Genomic DNA, 18123 nt, shown 5'->3' on the forward strand with positions numbered 1-18123 from the left:
TGCCCGGCGTATTTGCCTGACATCTCTGGATGAAACGGCGCACGAGGGAGTTTGCGCAGCAATGCCAGTCGCCTTGAATTGAACATCGCACGGCACCGCCTCAGGATTTATGAGACTCAAGCCCTTCCCCCTGCTTTTCTGCCTACTGTTGATACCGAGCCTTGGCATCGCCGCCGAGAAAACGGTGTATGGCCTCAATGAATACGCCAAGCTTGCGGGTATCGACCTGGAAGTCGCGGCCAAACTCGACACCGGCGCCAAGACCGCTTCGCTGAGTGCCCGCGATATCAAGCGCTTCAAGCGCAACGGCGAATCCTGGGTGCGCTTCTACCTGGCCATCGACACCGCCCACTCCCACCCCATCGAACGCCCCCTGGCCCGCGTCAGCAAAATCAAGCGCCGCGCCGGTGACTACGATCCCGATGAGGACAAGAACTACACCGCCCGTCCGGTGATTGCCCTGGATATCTGCATGGGCACTGCTTTACGCAGCATCGAAGTGAACTTGACTGACCGCAGCGCCTTCCAATACCCGCTGCTGATCGGCTCCGAAGCGCTGAAACGCTTTGATGCGCTGGTCGACCCCAGTCTTAAATATGCAGCAGGCAAACCTGCCTGCGCCGCCGACGCTCATACCGCCGAGTAAACCGAATGCGCTCTCTGACCCTGCACCTGAAAATCCTGATCACCTTGTTGGTGGTGCTCGGCATTTCGGTCACCGCCTATCAGATTTTCGTGTTGGGGATCCCCGTTACCGAGGATGCCACCGACGACTTGTGGAACATCGACGCCAAGGTCGAGTTCGTCGCCAACCCGAAAGACCCGGTCAAGATCCAGATGTTCGTGCCGCCCCTGAGCCGCGACTTCGTCAGCCTTAATGAAAGCTTTATCTCGAACAACTACGGGGTGAGCGTCAACCGCATCGACGGCAACCGCAAAGTCACCTGGTCGGCGCGCCGGGCCAAGGGCAACCAGACCCTGTATTACCGCCTGGTATTGACCAAGCGCTACAGCGGCGAGAAGGTCAAGATCAAGGGCCCGACCTTCCGCGACAGCATCGCCGTGGAAGGCCCGGAGAAGATCGCCGCCGAAGCCTTGCTGGCGCCGATCCGTCAACACTCGGCCGATGTCGAGACCTTTATCAGCGAAGCCATCAAGCGCACCAACAACCTCAACGACGACAACGTGAAACTGTTGCTGGCCGGCGACCCGTCGACGCCGCACAAGGCCAAGATTGTCGAACTGCTGCTGTCCATCGCCCATGTGCCGGTAGAGAAAGTCCACACCATCCGCCTGGTGGCCGACCAGCCGCAAACCCCGGAACTGTGGCTGCGCAGCTTCAATGGCAATGACTGGCTGTACTTCAACCCGGAAACCGGCGAACAGGGCCTGCCGGCCGACCGCCTGCTGTGGTGGACCGGCGATGAAAACCTGATCACAGTCGATGGCGGCAAGAAAGCCATGGTGACCTTCAGCCTGAACAACAGCGAGATGAACGCCATCCGCCTGGCCAAGCTGACCGACGAAAACACCGACGCCAACTTCCTCGAATACTCGCTGTACGGCCTGCCGCTGCAAACCCAGCAAACCTTCATGATCATGGTGATGATCCCGATTGGCGTGCTGGTGATCCTGATCCTGCGCAACCTGATCGGCCTGCAGACCCTGGGTACCTTTACCCCGGTGCTGATCGCCCTGGCGTTCCGCGAGACGCAACTGGGCTTCGGGATTGTGCTGTTTACGATTATCACAGCGCTCGGGTTGTCCCTCAGGTCGTACCTGGAGCACTTGAAACTGCAGATGCTGCCGAGGCTGTCGGTGGTGTTGACCTTCGTGGTAGTGCTGATTGCCGCCATCAGCCTGTTCAGCCACAAGCTGGGGCTGGAGCGGGGCTTGTCGGTGGCGCTGTTCCCGATGGTGATCCTGACCATGACCATCGAACGCCTGTCGATCACCTGGGAGGAGCGTGGCGCCAACCATGCGCTGAAAGTGGCGATTGGCACGCTGTTCGCCGCGTCCCTGGCGCACCTCATCATGAGCGTGCCGGAGCTGATCTACTTCGTGTTCACGTTCCCGGCGATCCTGTTGATCCTGGTGGGCTTCATGCTGGCCATGGGTCGTTATCGCGGCTACCGCCTCACCGAGCTGGTGCGCTTCAAGGCGTTCTTGAAGGCTGACTCCTGATGTTCGGCTTCTGGAAGACCTGGAAGGCCCTCGAAGCGCGGGGGATCATGGGCATCAACCGGCGTAACGCCGACTACGTGCTCAAGTACAACAAGCGCAGCCTGTACCCGATCGTGGATGACAAGATCATCACCAAGGAACGGGCCCTGGCGGCCGGCATCCATGTACCGGAAATGTACGGGGTGATCTCCACCGAAAAGGAAATCGACAAGCTCGACGAGATTATCGGGGGGCGCAGCGACTTCGTGATCAAGCCAGCCCAGGGTGCCGGCGGTGACGGCATTTTGGTGGTGGCCGACCGGTTTGAAGGGCGCTATCGCACAGTGTCAGGCAAGATCATCAGCCATGAAGAGATCGAGCACCAGATTTCCAGCATCCTCACCGGCCTGTACTCCCTGGGCGGCCACCGCGACCGCGCGCTGATCGAATACCGGGTGGTGCCCGACCAGATCTTCAAGAGCATCAGCTACGAAGGCGTGCCGGATATCCGCATCATCGTGCTGATGGGCTACCCGGTAATGGCCATGCTGCGCTTGCCGACCCGCCAGTCCGGCGGCAAGGCCAACCTGCACCAGGGCGCGATTGGCGTGGGCGTCGACCTGGCCACCGGCCTGACCCTGCGCGGCACCTGGCTGAACAACATCATCACCAAGCACCCTGACACCACCAATGCCGTGGATGGTGTGCAACTGCCTAATTGGGACGGTTTCATGAAGCTCGCGGCCGGCTGCTATGAGCTGTGCGGGCTGGGTTATATCGGCGTGGACATGGTGCTGGACCAGGAAAAAGGCCCGCTGATCCTTGAACTGAATGCGCGGCCGGGGCTGAACATCCAGATTGCCAATGACTGCGGCTTGACCTTGCGCACCCATGCGGTGGAAGCGCGGCTGGAAGAACTCAAGACTGCCGGCGTGACGGAAACCCCGGAAGAACGGGTGAAGTTCGTGCAGGAGATGTTCGGGCATATTCCGCCCGTGGAAGGCTGATCCGGTCTTCGAACCGTCTATCCCCGACATCCCCTCTAGGAGCAAATCCTACAGGGGACTACAATCCCCCTCCCCGCGCCATTAGCTGATCCAACCCCGCATGTTGACCTGCTCCGTACACCCATTGCCCTACCGGGCCAACCCCGCCGAGTATTTTGCGGCGATTCGCCATGCTCCCGGCGCGGTGCTGCTCGACAGCGGCCGACCGACGGCCGAGCGTGGGCGTTACGACCTGCTCAGCGCCTGGCCCGAAGCGACCTTGACGGTAGCGCCTGACGAAAGCGGCGCTGCTTTCCTGCAACGCTTGCGCGAAAACCTCTCGCGATTGGGTGAAGCCGCAATCCCCGCTGGTTTGCAGTTGCCGTTCGCCGGAGGCTTGATCGGCTACCTGAGCTACGACTTCGGTCGGCACCTGGAGCACATGCCGCACCTGGCGGTGGATGACCTGCACCTGCCGGATGCGCGCTTCGGGCTGTACGCCTGGGCGCTGATCAGTGACCACCAGGCCCAGAGCAGCCAACTGGTGTTTCATCCCACGCTGGCGGATAGCGAACGGCAACGACTGATCGCGCTGTTCAGCCATGGCGCGGTTGACACCTCTGCGACGTTCAAACTCCAGGGCCCGATGGCGCCCGACCTCACCGCAGAGGCCTACCGCCAAGCCATCGTGCGTATCCAGGACTACATCCAGGCCGGCGACTGCTACCAGGTCAACTTCGCCCAGCGCTTTCGCGCGCCATGCATGGGTGATCCCTGGGCAGCCTATTGCGCCCTGCGCGAAGCCTGCCCGACGCCATTTTCCGGGTTCCAGAGCCTGCCGGATGACGGCGCAGTGCTGAGCCTGTCGCCGGAACGCTTTGTGCGCATCAGCGAACGTCAGGTCGAGACCCGCCCGATCAAGGGCACCCGCCCTCGCGGTTTAACGCCGCAAGAGGATGCCGCCAACGCCGCCGAACTGCTGGCCAGCCCCAAGGATCGCGCAGAGAACCTGATGATCGTCGACCTGCTGCGCAACGACCTCGGCCGCAGTTGCCGCATCGGCTCGGTGAACGTGCCGGAGTTGTTCAGCCTGGAAAGCTACCCCAACGTGCATCACTTGGTGAGCAGCGTCACCGGCGTATTGGCCGACGATAAAGACGCCTTGGACCTCATCGCCGGCAGCTTCCCCGGCGGCTCCATCACCGGCGCGCCGAAGATTCGCGCCATGCAGATCATCGACGAACTGGAGCCCACCCGCCGCGGGCTGTACTGCGGCTCGCTGGTGTACCTGGACGTGCGCGGCGAGATGGACAGTTCCATCGCGATTCGCAGTTTGCTGGTCAAGGATGGGCAAGTATGTTGCTGGGGCGGCGGCGGGATTGTGGCGGATTCAGAGTGGCAGGCGGAGTATCAGGAGTCGTTGACGAAGGTGCGGGTGTTGTTGCAAACGTTGGAAAGTTTGTAGAGCACTCCCTTCCAGGGCTGTAGAGGCTGACTGCGCCGGCCTCATCCTCCCACATTGGACTGCGTTTATCCTGGAGGAACGCAGTCCAATGTGGGAGCGGGCTTGCCCGCGATGGGGCCACCCGCCTCGCTATATAACTTACAGAGTCAACTGCCGATTCGACGCCTTGATGAACTCCCGCTTCAACTCCTCAAACGTGTGCACCGCCGGGAACTGGGGGAACTCACGAATCACATTCTGCGGCGCATGGAATAGAATCCCACGATCAGCTTCACCCAGCATCGTGGTGTCGTTGTAGGAATCACCAGCCGCGATCACACGGTAGTAGAGGCTCTTGAACGCCAATACCGATTGGCGCTTGGGGTCTTTCTGGCGCAGTTGGTAGCTCACCACCCGATCATTCTCATCGGTAATCAGGCGGTGGCAGAGCAAGGTCGGGAAGCCCAACTGGCGCATCAGCGGCTGGGAGAATTCGTAGAAGGTGTCGGACAGGATCACCACCTGGAAGCGCTCACGCAGCCAGTTGACGAACTCGATGGCTCCGTCCAGCGGCTTGAGGGTGGCGATCACTTCCTGGATATCGGCCAGTTTGAGCCCGTGCTCATCGAGGATGCGCAGGCGCTGCTGCATCAGCACATCGTAGTCGGGAATGTCGCGGGTGGTGGCGCGCAGGGATTCAATACCGGTTTTTTCGGCAAAGGCGATCCAGATTTCCGGAACCAGCACCCCTTCCAGGTCAAGACAGGCAATTTCCACAAGACACTCCCATATAGATGTTGTTAGTTGAGCGAGCAAAAGGACTGCCGAACTCTAGCGACTCAAGCACGCCGCCGCAACGCGGGACGGATTTTGATACCATCGCCCCCCTATAGAGCGCTCAGCGCCATTGACCTGTAGGAACCGTCCTGATGAACCAAGCCTTCGACGTCGCTGAACTCGCCGCGACTTATGCCAACAAGTCTGCCCAGGACATTCTCAAGCTGGCGTTCAGCCAGTTCGGTGATGACCTGTGGATTTCCTTCAGCGGTGCCGAGGATGTGGTGCTGGTGGACATGGCCTGGAAGCTGAACAAGAACGTCAAGGTGTTCAGCCTCGACACCGGCCGCCTGCACCCGGAGACCTACCGGTTTATCGAGCAGGTGCGTGAGTTCTACAAAATCGACATCGAACTGATCTCGCCAGACCAGAGCAAGCTGGAACCCTTCGTCAAAGAAAAGGGTTTGTTCAGCTTCTATAAGGACGGCCATGGCGAATGCTGCGGCATCCGCAAGATCGAACCATTGCGCCGCAAACTCGCGGGCGTAAGTGCCTGGGCCACCGGCCAGCGCCGCGACCAGAGCCCCGGCACCCGCAGCCAGGTGGCGGCGCTGGAAATCGACACGGCCTTTTCTACCCCGGAACGCACCCTGTACAAGTTCAACCCGCTGGCACAGATGACCAGCGAAGAGGTCTGGGGTTATATCCGCATGCTGGAACTGCCCTACAACAGCCTGCATGAGCGCGGGTTTATCAGCATTGGCTGCGAGCCCTGCACCCGCCCGGTATTGCCTAACCAGCATGAGCGTGAAGGCCGCTGGTGGTGGGAAGAAGCCACGCAGAAAGAATGCGGGCTGCATGCGGGGAATATCATCAGCAAGGCATGAAGCCCGAAAGTTGATGCGCTAAAAAGTGTGGGAGGGAGCTTGCTTCCGGTAGCGGTGGGTCAGCCACAGATTTGCTGACTGATACACCGTCATCGGGGGCAAGCCCCCTCCCACACTTGTTTTGTGCATAGCTTTAAAATGTACACAACTATGTAACCATCGGTGCCATTTTTGTGTGCAACTTATAATCCAGCGCACCAAAACGTAACATCCCTCTTTGCTAGTTCCCTCCTATCTGAATCGCGCCATTCCCAATCAAAAAATAAATACCTGTTCAATCGGTCAATTTATATTTGTTTTAATTCAGTAGTTTATTTAAATATCGTGTTAAAAAGAAATTAACCTCGTTTTTTATATATCGAAAACTGGCACGCATGTGGCTTAGTGAAAAGTACGCTTTGTATACAATCAATACAAAACCTACATACACTTTGCCATCCGCCGCTTTGCTGCAGATGTGCTGGAGCCTGCCGGAATGCGTACAAGTCTCTCGAGCAATATCGCACTGGACCTGCCCTCCTCCGCCCTGACCCCCGCGGGCACAGGCCCCGGCCCACTGGTACTCAGCCCGCGCCTGCATAACAAGGACCTGGCCCCCACCAAAGTCGAAGGCAGGCGCTGGGGGCGATACAGCATCTTTGCGTTGTGGACCAATGACGTTCACAACATCGCCAACTACTCATTCGCGATCGGCTTATATGCGTTGGGGCTGGGCGGTTGGCAGATCTTGCTGTCCCTGGGGATCGGCGCGGCGCTGGTGTACTTCTTCATGAACTTGTCGGGGTACATGGGGCAGAAGACGGGTGTGCCGTTTCCAGTGATCAGCCGAATCAGTTTCGGTATTCACGGCGCGCAGATTCCGGCGTTGATTCGCGCGGTGATTGCGATTGCCTGGTTTGGTATCCAGACCTACCTTGCATCGGTCGTTTTCCGCGTATTGCTGACCGCAATTCATCCGAGTTTTGCCGACTATGACCACAACTCGATCCTCGGTTTGTCGACCTTGGGCTGGGCGTGTTTTGTGACAATCTGGCTGGTGCAGTTAGTAATCCTCGCCTACGGCATGGAAATGGTACGTCGCTACGAAGGCTTCGCCGGGCCGGTGATTTTGCTCACTGTGGCGGCGTTGGCCGGCTGGATGTATTACCAGGCGGGCGGCGTTATCGCCTGGTCGATCCGCGAGCCACTGAGCGGCGGCGAGATGTGGCGCAATATATTTGCCGGTGGCGCACTGTGGCTGGCGATCTACGGCACCTTGATCCTCAACTTCTGTGATTTCGCCCGCTCGTCGCCGTGCCGCAAGACCATCAAGGTCGGCAACTTCTGGGGCCTGCCGGTGAATATCCTGGTGTTTGCCGCTATCACCGTGCTGCTGTGCGGCGGGCAGTTCCAACTCAATGGCCGGGTGATCGAAAGCCCGACCGAAATCATCGCGGCGATCCCCAACACCTTCTTCCTCGTGCTCGGCTGCCTGGCCTTCCTGATCGTCACCGTGGCGGTGAACATCATGGCCAACTTCGTCGCCCCGGCCTTTGTGCTGAGCAACCTGGCACCCAAGTACCTGAACTTCCGGCGCGCCGGGTTGATCAGCGCCTTCGTGGCGGTGCTGATCCTGCCGTGGAACCTCTACAACAGCCCGTTGGTGATCGTGTACTTCCTCTCCGGCCTGGGCGCGCTGCTGGGGCCGTTATATGGGGTGATCATGGTCGATTACTGGCTGATCCGTAAAAGCCAGGTGGATGTGCCACAGCTGTATAGCGAAGACCCCCATGGCGTTTATTACTACAGCCGTGGGGTGAATATGCGCGCAGTGGCGGCGTTTATTCCTGCGGCGGTGATCGCCATTCTGCTGGCGCTGTTGCCGGGATTTGCCAGTGTCTCGCCGTTTTCCTGGTTGTTTGGCGCCGGTATTGCGGGGCTGCTGTACCTGCTGATCGCCAAGCGCCAACCGCACTACGCCGATGTCAGCGGCGAAAGCATTGCCGTCGATAACGTCAGCCATTAAATAAGGACATTCCATGCGCATCCTCGTGGTCAACGTCAACACCACCGAATCCATCACTGAAACCATCGCCCAGCAAGCGCGAGCCATCGCGTCACCGGGCACCGAGATAGTCGGGCTCACCCCCTACTTCGGCGCAGAATCGGTGGAGGGTAATTTTGAAAGCTACCTGGCGGCCATCGCCGTGATGGACCGGGTCATGGCCTACGATCAGCCGTTTGATGCGGTGATCCAGGCCGGCTACGGCGAACATGGCCGTGAAGGCTTGCAGGAATTGCTCAATGTGCCGGTGGTGGATATCACCGAAGCGGCAGCCAGCACCGCGATGTTCCTGGGGCATGCCTACTCGGTGGTCACCACCCTGGACCGCACGGTACCGCTGATTGAAGACCGGCTGAAACTCGCTGGCCTGTACCAGCGTTGTGCATCGGTGCGCGCCAGTGGCATGGCGGTGCTGGAGTTGGAAGAAGACCCGCCGGCTGCCATGGAGGCCATCGTGCGCCAGGCGGAACTGGCCATCCGCGACGACAAGGCTGAGGTTATTTGCCTGGGTTGCGGGGGCATGGCCGGGCTGGATGAGCAGATTCGCCAGCGCACCGGGGTGCCGGTGGTGGACGGGGTGACGGCGGCGGTGATGATCGCCGAATCGTTGGTGCGGTTGGGATTGTCGACATCCAAAGTCAGGACTTATGCGGCGCCAAGGCCGAAGAAAGTCATCGGTTGGCCCGGCAAGTTCGGCCAATGAAGCCGTTAGACTGCACTGAATCTTTGTGCCAACCGCTGCTCGGCAAACTGCTCGATGATGAAATCTACAAACGCCCGGGTTTTGCCGGGTAGCAGTTTGTGTTCGGCGTAATAAATGGAAATATTACCGTCGTCGACGTACCAATCCGGCAGCACTCGCACCACCGCGCCACTGTCGAGGAACGGCACGGCCATGGGCATGCTTACCAGCGCAATACCCAAGCCTTGGGCGCTGGCGAAGCAGGCGGCTTCGGAGTCGCTCATCGTCATCTTTGGCTTGAGCATCAGCGGGCGCTGTTCGCGGTCAGCGCGGGTCAGTTGCCAGGAACGCACGCGGCCGGTTTGCGGTGAGCGGATCAGGATGCCAAGGCAGCGCGATAAATCTTCGGGCACCCGCACGGGCGCACGCTGCGCCAAGTAGTCCGGTGAGGCCACCAGTATCCGGTGCGCAGGCGTCAACTTGCGCGCCACCACGCCCTGGGGCAATTCAAAACCACCGCCAATGGCAGCATCAAACCCTTGGCCGATCAGGTCGACCTGGCGGTTATCGAAATGCCAGTCGGGACTGATATCCGGAAAACGCCGCATGAACGCCCCCAGCAGCGGCACAACATAACGATTGCCGAATACTGTGCCCATGCTGACCTTGAGCGTGCCCACCGGCCGCCCTTCGGCGCTGGCCAGGTTGGCCACGGCGTTCTGGATGGTGGTGAGACTGCCGCTGACCTCGTCAAGAAACAGCTTGCCGGCTTCGGTCAGGGTGAGGCGCCGGGTGCTGCGCTGGAAAAGCCGCACACCCAGGCGCCCCTCCAGCTTGGCGACGCTTTTGCCCACGGCTGCCGGGGTCAGGCTCAGGTGCCGGGCAGCCTCGGCAAAACTGCCACCCTCGGCGCTGCGCACAAAGCATTCGATACTGCCAAAGCTCTCCATACCGTCCCACTCTAAACTTTTGGTTTACACAGACTATAGCAACCACGGTCTACCGGCTCGAACGGGTGAGGTCGATACTCGGCCCATCAACTACTCGGAGATCGACATGACTACATCCAACCTCACCGGCAAAGTCGCCTTGGTCCAAGGCGGTTCCCGCGGTATCGGCGCCGCCATCGTCAAGCGCCTCGCCGCCCAAGGTGCTGCCGTCGCCTTTACCTATGTCAGTTCGACTGCCAAGGCCGAAGCATTGCAGAACAGCGTGATCAGCGAAGGCGGCAAAGCCCTGGCGATTCACGCCGACAGCGCCGATGCCACGGCGATTCGCAATGCGGTCAATGCCACGGTGGAAGCGTTTGGGCGCCTGGATATCCTGGTCAATAACGCCGGCGTGCTAGCCGTCGCCCCGCTGGAAGACTTCACGCTGGAAGACTTCGACCAGACCCTGGCGATCAACGTGCGTAGCGTATTTATCGCCACCCAGGAAGCCGCCAAGCACATGGGCGAAGGTGGCCGCGTGATCAATATCGGCAGCACCAATGCCGAGCGCATGCCATTTGGTGGTGGCGGCCCTTACGCGATGAGCAAGGCGGCGCTGGTGGGTTTGACCAAGGGTTTGGCGCGGGATCTGGGGCCACGGGGTATCACCATCAATAACGTGCAGCCTGGGCCGGTGGATACCGATATGAACCCGGCGAACAGTGAGTTTGCCGAGAGCTTGATTGGGTTGATGGCGGTAGGCAGGTATGGGCATGTGGAGGAGATTGCCAGCTTTGTGGCGTATCTCGCTGGGCCGGAAGCCGGGTATATCACGGGTGCCAGCCTGACCATCGACGGTGGTTTCAGCGCCTGATTTTTGGGAGAACCGCAAACCAAATGTGGGAGGGGCGGTGCGACGATTCGACTTGCTCCCGATGGCGGTGGGTCAGCTATAGATAACTGACTGATACACCGCTATCGGGAGCAAGTCGAATCGTCGCACCGCCCCTCCCACATTTTGACCTTATTGGGTCAGGACATGGGTGGCAAGCCGTAGGCCGCCAGGTCAAAGTCGGCGAGCTTGCGGATGATCTGGTCAGCATGCTGGTACTTGCTGTCAGCCATGGCTTCATCGGGCACGGCAATAGCGGTCATGTGAGCAGCCTTCGCTGCAGTCACGCCGAACGGCGAGTCTTCGAACACCAGGCAATCCTCGGGCGCGACACCCAAACGGCGCGCGGCGGTGAGGAAGATGTCCGGCGCTGGCTTGGCGGCGCCGACTTCGGGGTCGTCCGCAGTGACGATAGTGTCGAACAGACCAAACCATTCGCGGTGCAGGGTAGTCTTGTGGCCGAACGAGTTGCGCGAGGAACTGGTGCCCACCGCAATCGGAATATTGTGCGCCTTCAAGTGCCGCACCAACGCCTCGGCGCCCGGCATGCCCAGGGCCTTGGGAAAACGCTCGCTCATCAGCGGTTCGCGAATCTCCAGAAACTCGGCAGGCGTGATCGGCAAGTCCAGCGCCTTGACCACGTAATCGGCCAGATCCTGGGCACCCCGCCCAATAATGTGCTGCTTGATCCCCCAGTCATAGGTACGGCCATAGCGCTCGGCGATGATCTGCGTGACTTCGGTGTAGATGCCTTCGGTATCCAGCAACAACCCGTCCATATCGAAAATCACGGCCTTGATCGGGACAGCGGTACGCGGTGCATTCATCACAACACAACCTTAGGGCAAGGACTAAAAGGATTCAGCACAATAACGGCCACGCTTGCCGGCAAGCAACCCTTTAGACTGTCAGCCCCCTTATTTCGAAGTACTTATAATGCTCTACCGTTTAGCCGCCGACGGCCTCGTGCTGTTTCACCTGACCTTTATCCTGTTCGTGCTGTTCGGCGGCCTGCTCACCCTGAAGTGGCCACGGGTGATGTGGCTGCACTTGCCCGCCGTTGCCTGGGGAATCGCCGTGGAGGTGCTCCACCTGCCCTGCCCGCTCACCCGCTGGGAAAACCTGTTTCGCCACATGGCCGGGCAGGACGGTTATGGGGGCGGGTTTATCGAGCACTACATCCTGACGCTGATCTACCCCGCCGGGCTCACTCCGAATATTCAACTGATGCTGGGGGCGGTGGTGGTGGTGATCAACGTCACAGTGTATGGGCTGGTTATCCGGCGCCTTCTCCGTAGACCTACTAGCCTGAACCTTTAAGGATCCCCAATGGAACACTCCACCGAATTTCCCGTACTGCTGTTTTCCTACGGCACCCTGCAAGACAAAGCCGTACAACTGGCCAACTTCGGCCGCGAACTCCTCGGCCAGCACGACGCGATGCTGGGCTACTCCCAAAGCTGGGTAGAGATCACCGACCCCGCCGTATTGGCCACCAGCGGCAAGACCCACCACCCCATCGTCGCGCCCACCACGGAAAAGGGCTGCAGCGTTGAAGGCATGGTCTTTCAGATTTCCGAACAGGAACTCGCGGCAGCCGATGCCTATGAAGTGTCGGACTACAAGCGCGTTTCAGTGGCATTGGCGTCGGGCCTGACAGCCTGGGTGTACGTGCAAGCCTGAACATGAAACCTTGGCTGGTTGATTTCAATCTGCCAACTGAGCGCTTAGAGTGTCGCCCCCCGAGAATTGAATCTCGAGATCTAGCCCATGGAGTTACACGTGAAATACGTCAGTAAAGTAGTTGCAGCCGCCGTTCTTGGTTTCACCTTGGCAGGTTGCACCGGCACCGCCATGAAAACCCCGCAATACGACGCAAGCCAATACACCGTCATCGGCCACAGCGAAGCCAGCGCCACCGGCATCATGCTGCTGGGCATCATCCCAATCGGCCAGAACAACCGTTTCGTACGCGCCCAGGATGCTGCCATCAAGGCCAAAGGCGGCGACGCGCTGATCAACACCCAAGTGCAGGAAAAGTGGTTCTGGGCCTGGGTACTGAACGGCTACACCACCAAGATTTCCGGTGATGTGATCAAGCTGAAAAACGCGCAATAAAGTAAGCAATTGCCAGGGCACTGACCTCGGCAAGCGACGTATCATGGGCCAGACTTCTCGAGGCTGGCCCATGAACCTCAGTATCGTTTACGCCCTCGCGGCCGCCGCCCTGTTCGGCGCCAGCACCCCGCTCGCCAAAAGCCTCGGCCTGGGCCTCTCGCCCATACTGCTCGCCGGCCTGCTCTACCTGGGCAGCGGCATTGGCCTTGCCAGCGTACGCCTGATCCGCGATCGCGGCTGGGCACCCACCGGGCTGACCCCACCGGAATGGCCCTGGCTACTCGGCGCCATCGCCTTCGGCGGCATCCTCGGTCCCGTCGCCCTCATGTTCGGCCTGACCCGCACCGCCAGCGCCACTGCCTCCCTGATGCTCAACCTTGAATCGGTACTGACCGCCGTGATCGCCTGGGTTGTATTCCGAGAAAACGCAGACCGCCGCATCGTCCTCGGTATGCTCGCCATTGTGCTCGGCGGCGTAGTGTTGTCATGGACCGGCGCTGGCGGTAGCAACCAGGATTGGACCGGGCCGCTTGCCGTTGCGCTGGCTTGCTTGTGCTGGGGAATCGATAACAACCTGACGCGCAAGGTCTCTGCATCTGACGCGGTGTTTATCGCCGCAGCCAAGGGCTTGATTGCAGGGCTGGTAAATTGCAGCCTGGCGCTTTACCTCGGGGCGCAGATTCCCGGCGTGGCGCAGCTGGCGCCTATCTTGCTGGTTGGGTTCCTCGGCTATGGCATCAGCCTGGTCATGTTTGTGCTGGCCTTACGCGGGCTGGGTAGCGCGCGTACCGGGGCCTACTTCTCGACCGCGCCCTTCCTCGGTGCCGCAGTAGCCTTGCTAGGCTTCGCAGAGTCCGTGACCGTGGCGTTCTGGATTGCCTCAGCGCTGATGGCTGTGGGCGTGTGGCTGCACCTGACTGAGCGGCACGCCCATGAGCACCTGCATGAGGCCACGGAACACGGGCATCGGCATGTGCATGATGAACATCATCAGCATGAGCATGGTTTTGAGTGGGATCCGCAGGTGCCCCATAGTCATGTGCATGTTCATGGTGTGATGAGGCATAGCCATGCGCATTTTCCGGATGTGCATCATCGGCATAGGCATTAATGACGAGTTTGTGCGCCAGGTGTTGGCAACACCTTACACACCACTCAGAAGTGACATGCTTGCGCCTCGAAATCGCAACTCCAATGGCTGCCAAGTCGCTCCAGGGCGGCCGAGTTACCGATGATCCGAGAGGCTACGTGCTGTTGATTAAAATGATATGCGGGGGAGCCGCGACGCTTTATGTTTCGAGGACTTCCAGCGACTGATGCTCCACTCGGTTGCGCCCCAGTTTTTTTGCGCGATACAGAAAACTATCTGATTTTTCCAGCAAATCAGTTGCTTCAATTACGCCATCCTGGTGGTTGGAAGCGACACCTGCGCTGATGGTGACAATGCCTGTCGCACTGCCCCTGTGTTCAATTTTTGCAGCCTCTATTGCTGACCGCACTTCCTCAGCGATCCCTACTGCACCTGCCAGTTCCGTCTCTGGAAGCAGGATTACAAACTCTTCCCCACCATACCGAGCAGCCAGGTCGGCCGGACGATTTATATTCTTGCCGACTAACTGTGCAATTCGCCTTAAACATTCGTCGCCGAGAACATGGCCATAATAATCGTTGTACTGCTTGAACCAATCTATATCGATAAGTATGAGCGCTACGCTATTCCCCGTGCGGCATGCTCTGGACCACTCTTGCGCCAGTGTAATGTCGAAACACCTACGGTTGGGCAACCCAGTAAGGCTATCAGTTTTAGCAATAAGTTCTAAATCACGATGCGCAAGACGCAGATCTTCTTCTGCCACCAACAAACGTTGAATTTGTCGGTAAAAGAGAAAGCCCAGACCGGTCAGCACAAAAATGATTAGCGCCACCATAATGGATGCCTGATAGACGTACGTCCACCATGTTGCAAATACTGAGTCTAACGACAATCCCGCTGCTGCGACGATCGGAAGGCCCCGTATGCGGCTGTAGGCATAGACTCGTTCTATCCCGTCCACAACGGAAGTCAGGCTTGCTGTTCCGTCGTTGCTGTTTATCAAATATCGACTAAACAGCTCCCCCTTGGCGATATTCGTCGTCATTAGCGCTTCAATCATTGGTCGGCGGGCCAACAAATCGCCGTTATTCAGCGCAAGCAGTATCACCCCTTGTTTGTCTACGTCTAAACGCTCAAAGAAACGTTGAAAATATGCGACAGGCAACGTCGCCAATACCACACCGCTGAAGCTGCCATCCGGATATTGAGTGCGGCGGCTGACAGGGATGATCATGTCGCCAGTGGTGCGGCTCAAAATGACCTGGCCTACATGGATAGCCGAGCCAGGATGATTTTTGTGGTAAATAAAATAAGATCGATCGCTATTGTTCTTCGCGACCGCCTCTGCGGAGAACGAATTGACTACCCAGTCGCCATTCTGGTCGTAAATGAACAATCCTTGAATGCCGTCGGTTGCCTCAACATTGTTGGCCATTACTTTGGATAAGCGAACTCTCTGTTCGGCGTCAAGTTTTTCATGTTCAACGCGTTCTGCAAGATTGCTGAGAATGCTTTCAGCCTGACGCAAGGTATCTTGAGCCTGCTGCTCGGAAGCCCGAACAATGTTATGAACAGCAATTTTGGCATTCGCCAATCGTTCATCCGCCGATTGCTTTAACTGCCAGGCAATTGCGGAAACCAACATGACACACACCAGGAAGATGAACGCTACCAGGCCCACAGAAAGAGCTTTAGGTGTTAATCGACCAGACACGAGCGTGATGGTTTTCATGGACCTCTTCATAGTGTTGGCGTGCTGAACCTTACTGTGAATTTTCTAGGTTCATCAGTATCCAGGTTGAGCGTACCCACAGCGATCAAAATACCAAGTCAATATGGGCTTAATACGCCCAACATGCACGCTATGAATCTACGCAAGATCAACGTTAAGAACCCGCCAGTTCCATGGGCCATTTTTCAGACACCAAAAACCACAAACCCCCGGTTTCTTTAGGAAAACCAGGGGTTTGTGTTTACTTAATGTGGCGGTGAAGGAGAGATTCGAACTCTCGATACAATTTCTTGTATACACACTTTCCAGGCGTGCTCCTTAAGCCACTCGGACACTTCACCGTATCTCGGCAAACCAGTTCAGTCTGTCGAGGCGCGCTAATGTAGTCGAAAGCCTTTCTGATGGCAAAGGTTTTTTTCAGAATTTTCATGCGGTTAGACGGTTATGCCGGGGCGCGTCCGGCAAGGGGCGATGTTTCTGCCATTCTTGGACACCACCAGCACAGGTCTGGCCGGGCTGTTGCGCCTTGCTGCGGGCCGTCTAGCCTTGGGCAGGCGAGGAAAGTCTGACTGGGTAGTCAGTCACGGCGCTTTACCGAGGCGGGCGTGGTGGGTAACGTCTGCGCACGCACTGCTATAAACAGTCCATCTCTATAACAAGCCCTACAAGGAACCGCGTCATGAGTGAGTTGATTGCCTACCACTTCGAAGACGGTATCGCGACCCTGACCTTGAGCAACGGCAAGGTGAATGCCATTTCTCCGGCAGTGGTCAGTGAATTCAATGCTGCGCTGGATCAGGCCGAGAAGGATCGGGCGGTGGTGATCATCACGGGCACGCCGGGGATTTTGTCGGGTGGTTATGATTTGAAGGTGATGACCGCCGGCCCTAAGGAGGCGATCAGCCTGGTGACGTCGGGCTCGACCCTGGCGCGGCGCTTGTTGGCACACCCGTTCCCGGTGATCGTGGCGTGCCCTGGGCATGCGGTGGCCAAGGGTGCGTTCCTGTTGTTGTCGGTCGATTACCGCATTGGCGTGGAAGGCCCGTTCAGCATTGGCCTGAATGAAGTGGCGATTGGCATGACCATGCACCACGCCGGTATCGAGCTGGCGCGGGATCGTCTGCGTAAGTCGGCGTTTCATCGGTCGGTGATCAATGCCGAGATGTTTGATCCCCAAGGCGCCTTGCACGCCGGCTTCCTGGATAAGGTGGTGGCACCGGAAGAATTGCACGCTGCAGCATTGGAAGCGGCGCGTCAGTTGAAGAAGATCAACATGAACGCCCACAAGCACACCAAGTTGAAAGTGCGCCGCGCACTGCTGGAAGCCCTGGACGATGCAATCATCCAGGATCAGGGCCATAACCTGGGTTAATCCCCACACCTGCTTGACTAAAGCCCGACCTAGAGTCGGGCTTTTTCTTACAAACAAACCCGAAACATCTGTAGCCGCTCTAGACAGCCTTTATCGGCATATGTGGAAACATGCGCTTAAACATCGCCTATCTCCTACGTATGTAGGGGCAATTGCCGAATACAGTGCACATCCGTACACTGCGCCACCTTTTGTCCCAATAGGCCGTGTCGATGCTGTTTCTGTTACGTATGTTGTTGATGAGCCTGCACTTTATGGTCGCCGGGGTATTGGGCGTGCTTATCGGTGTGTGCCGTCCGTTCAACCCGGACAACAGTCGCCTCTGCGCCCGCCTCTATGCGTTGCCGGCCATGTGGATTTTGCGTCTGAACGTGAAGACGGATGTCGACTCGCTGCGCAACAAGCCCGGTACCTGCGTGGTGATCGCCAACCATCAGTCCAACTACGACCTGTTTGTGTTTGGCAATGTGGTGCCGCACCGCACGGTATGTATCGCCAAGAAAAGCCTTAAATGGGTGCCGCTGTTCGGCCAGTTGTTCTGGCTGGCGGGGAATGTACTGATTGACCGTGGCAATGCGCACAAGGCGCGGCGTGCCATGCTCACCACCACCCATACGTTGCAGCATGAAGACACTTCGATCTGGGTGTTCCCGGAAGGCACGCGTAACCTGGGCAAAGGTCTGTTGCCGTTCAAGAAAGGCGCGTTCCACATGGCGATCGCGGCCGGTGTGCCTATCGTGCAGGTGTGTGTCAGCAATTACGTGACGCAGATGAAGCTCAATCGCTGGGACAGTGGGGATGTGCTGATACGTTCGTTGCCGCCGATTCCTACCACTGGCCTGACAGTGGATGACATCCCTGAGTTGATGCTGACCTGTCAGACGCAGATGGATGAGTGCATCGCACAGATGGACCGCGAACTTGCAGGAGCGAGCTTGCTCGCGAAAACCGTATAAGCAACACGGGTCACCTGATAGCGCTGCGTAATCGTTGTCGATCTTCGC

Annotated in this window: 18 protein-coding genes and 1 tRNA gene; 14 read left to right on the forward strand and 5 right to left on the reverse strand. The window is 58.4% G+C overall.

All coding sequences use genetic code 11. The annotated features are described in order from the left end of the window. Positions 1 to 109 precede the first annotated feature (109 nt). The 4 genes from rloA to pabB all read left to right on the forward strand — a co-directional run bounded on the left by rloA (position 110) and on the right by pabB (position 4614). Complete coding sequence (gene rloA, locus FRT59_RS25360) at positions 110 to 646, forward strand: retropepsin-like aspartic peptidase RloA (RefSeq protein ID WP_034120697.1); 537 nt, start codon at positions 110 to 112, stop codon at positions 644 to 646. 5 nt (positions 647 to 651) lie between these two features. Further along, positions 652 to 2184 (forward strand): osmotic stress tolerance membrane protein RloB, encoded by a 1533-nt coding sequence (rloB, locus tag FRT59_RS25365; RefSeq protein ID WP_034120698.1) that lies wholly within the window; start codon positions 652 to 654, stop codon positions 2182 to 2184. Continuing rightward, on the forward strand, positions 2184 to 3170 hold the full coding sequence (locus tag FRT59_RS25370) for an alpha-L-glutamate ligase-like protein (RefSeq protein WP_057701050.1): 987 nt from the start codon (positions 2184 to 2186) through the stop codon (positions 3168 to 3170). Before rloB ends, FRT59_RS25370 begins: the two co-directional genes overlap by 1 nt. A 100-nt stretch (positions 3171 to 3270) precedes the next feature. Beyond that, the gene (pabB, locus tag FRT59_RS25375; protein ID WP_153872690.1) at positions 3271 to 4614 is read left to right on the forward strand and encodes an aminodeoxychorismate synthase component I; all 1344 of its coding nucleotides are present in this window, start codon (positions 3271 to 3273) and stop codon (positions 4612 to 4614) included. 138 nt (positions 4615 to 4752) lie between these two features. Here the strand turns inward: pabB and thrH are convergent, their stop codons facing one another. Continuing rightward, positions 4753 to 5370 carry a bifunctional phosphoserine phosphatase/homoserine phosphotransferase ThrH gene (thrH, locus tag FRT59_RS25380; RefSeq protein WP_034120700.1) on the reverse strand — a complete coding sequence of 206 codons (618 nt, stop codon included), beginning with the start codon at positions 5368 to 5370 and terminating at the stop codon, positions 4753 to 4755. A 152-nt stretch (positions 5371 to 5522) separates the two neighbouring features. Between thrH and FRT59_RS25385 the strand changes: the two genes are divergently transcribed. The 3 genes from FRT59_RS25385 to FRT59_RS25395 all read left to right on the forward strand — a co-directional run bounded on the left by FRT59_RS25385 (position 5523) and on the right by FRT59_RS25395 (position 9004). After that, a complete protein-coding gene (locus tag FRT59_RS25385; protein ID WP_005790417.1) occupies positions 5523 to 6257 on the forward strand; it encodes a phosphoadenylyl-sulfate reductase in 735 nt (244 codons plus the stop codon). 475 nt (positions 6258 to 6732) lie between these two features. Further along, on the forward strand, positions 6733 to 8262 hold the full coding sequence (locus tag FRT59_RS25390; RefSeq protein ID WP_153872691.1) for an NCS1 family nucleobase:cation symporter-1: 1530 nt from the start codon (positions 6733 to 6735) through the stop codon (positions 8260 to 8262). A gap of 13 nt (positions 8263 to 8275) precedes the next feature. After that, positions 8276 to 9004, forward strand: a complete 729-nt coding sequence (locus FRT59_RS25395; protein WP_153872692.1) for an aspartate/glutamate racemase family protein — start codon at positions 8276 to 8278, stop codon at positions 9002 to 9004. Between the two features lie 5 nt (positions 9005 to 9009). Here the strand turns inward: FRT59_RS25395 and FRT59_RS25400 are convergent, their stop codons facing one another. Then, positions 9010 to 9933: a LysR family transcriptional regulator gene (locus tag FRT59_RS25400; RefSeq protein WP_034120703.1), complete on the reverse strand. Its 924-nt coding sequence runs from the start codon at positions 9931 to 9933 to the stop codon at positions 9010 to 9012. Between the two features lie 106 nt (positions 9934 to 10039). On the opposite strand from FRT59_RS25400, the gene FRT59_RS25405 reads away from it, so the two are divergent. Continuing rightward, entirely contained in the window at positions 10040 to 10786 is a 747-nt protein-coding gene (locus FRT59_RS25405; RefSeq protein ID WP_153872693.1) for a 3-oxoacyl-ACP reductase family protein, read from the forward strand. A gap of 158 nt (positions 10787 to 10944) precedes the next feature. Here FRT59_RS25405 and FRT59_RS25410 read toward each other — a convergent pair whose 3' ends face one another. Beyond that, positions 10945 to 11631 (reverse strand): HAD-IA family hydrolase, encoded by a 687-nt coding sequence (locus tag FRT59_RS25410; protein WP_153872694.1) that lies wholly within the window; start codon positions 11629 to 11631, stop codon positions 10945 to 10947. 109 nt (positions 11632 to 11740) lie between these two features. Between FRT59_RS25410 and FRT59_RS25415 the strand changes: the two genes are divergently transcribed. The 4 genes from FRT59_RS25415 (at position 11741) to FRT59_RS25430 (ending at position 14033) form a co-directional block, all read left to right on the forward strand. Further along, entirely contained in the window at positions 11741 to 12124 is a 384-nt protein-coding gene (locus FRT59_RS25415) for a DUF2784 domain-containing protein (protein WP_153872695.1), read from the forward strand. Positions 12125 to 12133: 9 nt separating this feature from the next. Then, positions 12134 to 12487, forward strand: a complete 354-nt coding sequence (locus tag FRT59_RS25420) for a gamma-glutamylcyclotransferase family protein (protein ID WP_153872696.1) — start codon at positions 12134 to 12136, stop codon at positions 12485 to 12487. Between the two features lie 99 nt (positions 12488 to 12586). Continuing rightward, positions 12587 to 12922: a hypothetical protein gene (locus tag FRT59_RS25425; RefSeq protein ID WP_198809657.1), complete on the forward strand. Its 336-nt coding sequence runs from the start codon at positions 12587 to 12589 to the stop codon at positions 12920 to 12922. Between the two features lie 70 nt (positions 12923 to 12992). Further along, the gene (locus FRT59_RS25430; protein ID WP_153872697.1) at positions 12993 to 14033 is read left to right on the forward strand and encodes a DMT family transporter; all 1041 of its coding nucleotides are present in this window, start codon (positions 12993 to 12995) and stop codon (positions 14031 to 14033) included. Positions 14034 to 14211: 178 nt separating this feature from the next. Here FRT59_RS25430 and FRT59_RS25435 read toward each other — a convergent pair whose 3' ends face one another. Continuing rightward, entirely contained in the window at positions 14212 to 15747 is a 1536-nt protein-coding gene (locus tag FRT59_RS25435; RefSeq protein WP_153872698.1) for a sensor domain-containing diguanylate cyclase, read from the reverse strand. A gap of 251 nt (positions 15748 to 15998) precedes the next feature. Beyond that, positions 15999 to 16088: transfer RNA gene (locus FRT59_RS25440), tRNA-Ser, on the reverse strand. 338 nt (positions 16089 to 16426) lie between these two features. On the opposite strand from FRT59_RS25440, the gene FRT59_RS25445 reads away from it, so the two are divergent. After that, positions 16427 to 17119 carry a crotonase/enoyl-CoA hydratase family protein gene (locus FRT59_RS25445; protein WP_153872699.1) on the forward strand — a complete coding sequence of 231 codons (693 nt, stop codon included), beginning with the start codon at positions 16427 to 16429 and terminating at the stop codon, positions 17117 to 17119. A 212-nt stretch (positions 17120 to 17331) separates the two neighbouring features. Continuing rightward, entirely contained in the window at positions 17332 to 18075 is a 744-nt protein-coding gene (locus tag FRT59_RS25450; RefSeq protein ID WP_153872700.1) for a 1-acylglycerol-3-phosphate O-acyltransferase, read from the forward strand. Positions 18076 to 18123: the final 48 nt, after the last annotated feature.

The organism is Pseudomonas haemolytica, from assembly GCF_009659625.1.
Taxonomy (GTDB): Bacteria; Pseudomonadota; Gammaproteobacteria; order Pseudomonadales; family Pseudomonadaceae; genus Aquipseudomonas; species Aquipseudomonas haemolytica.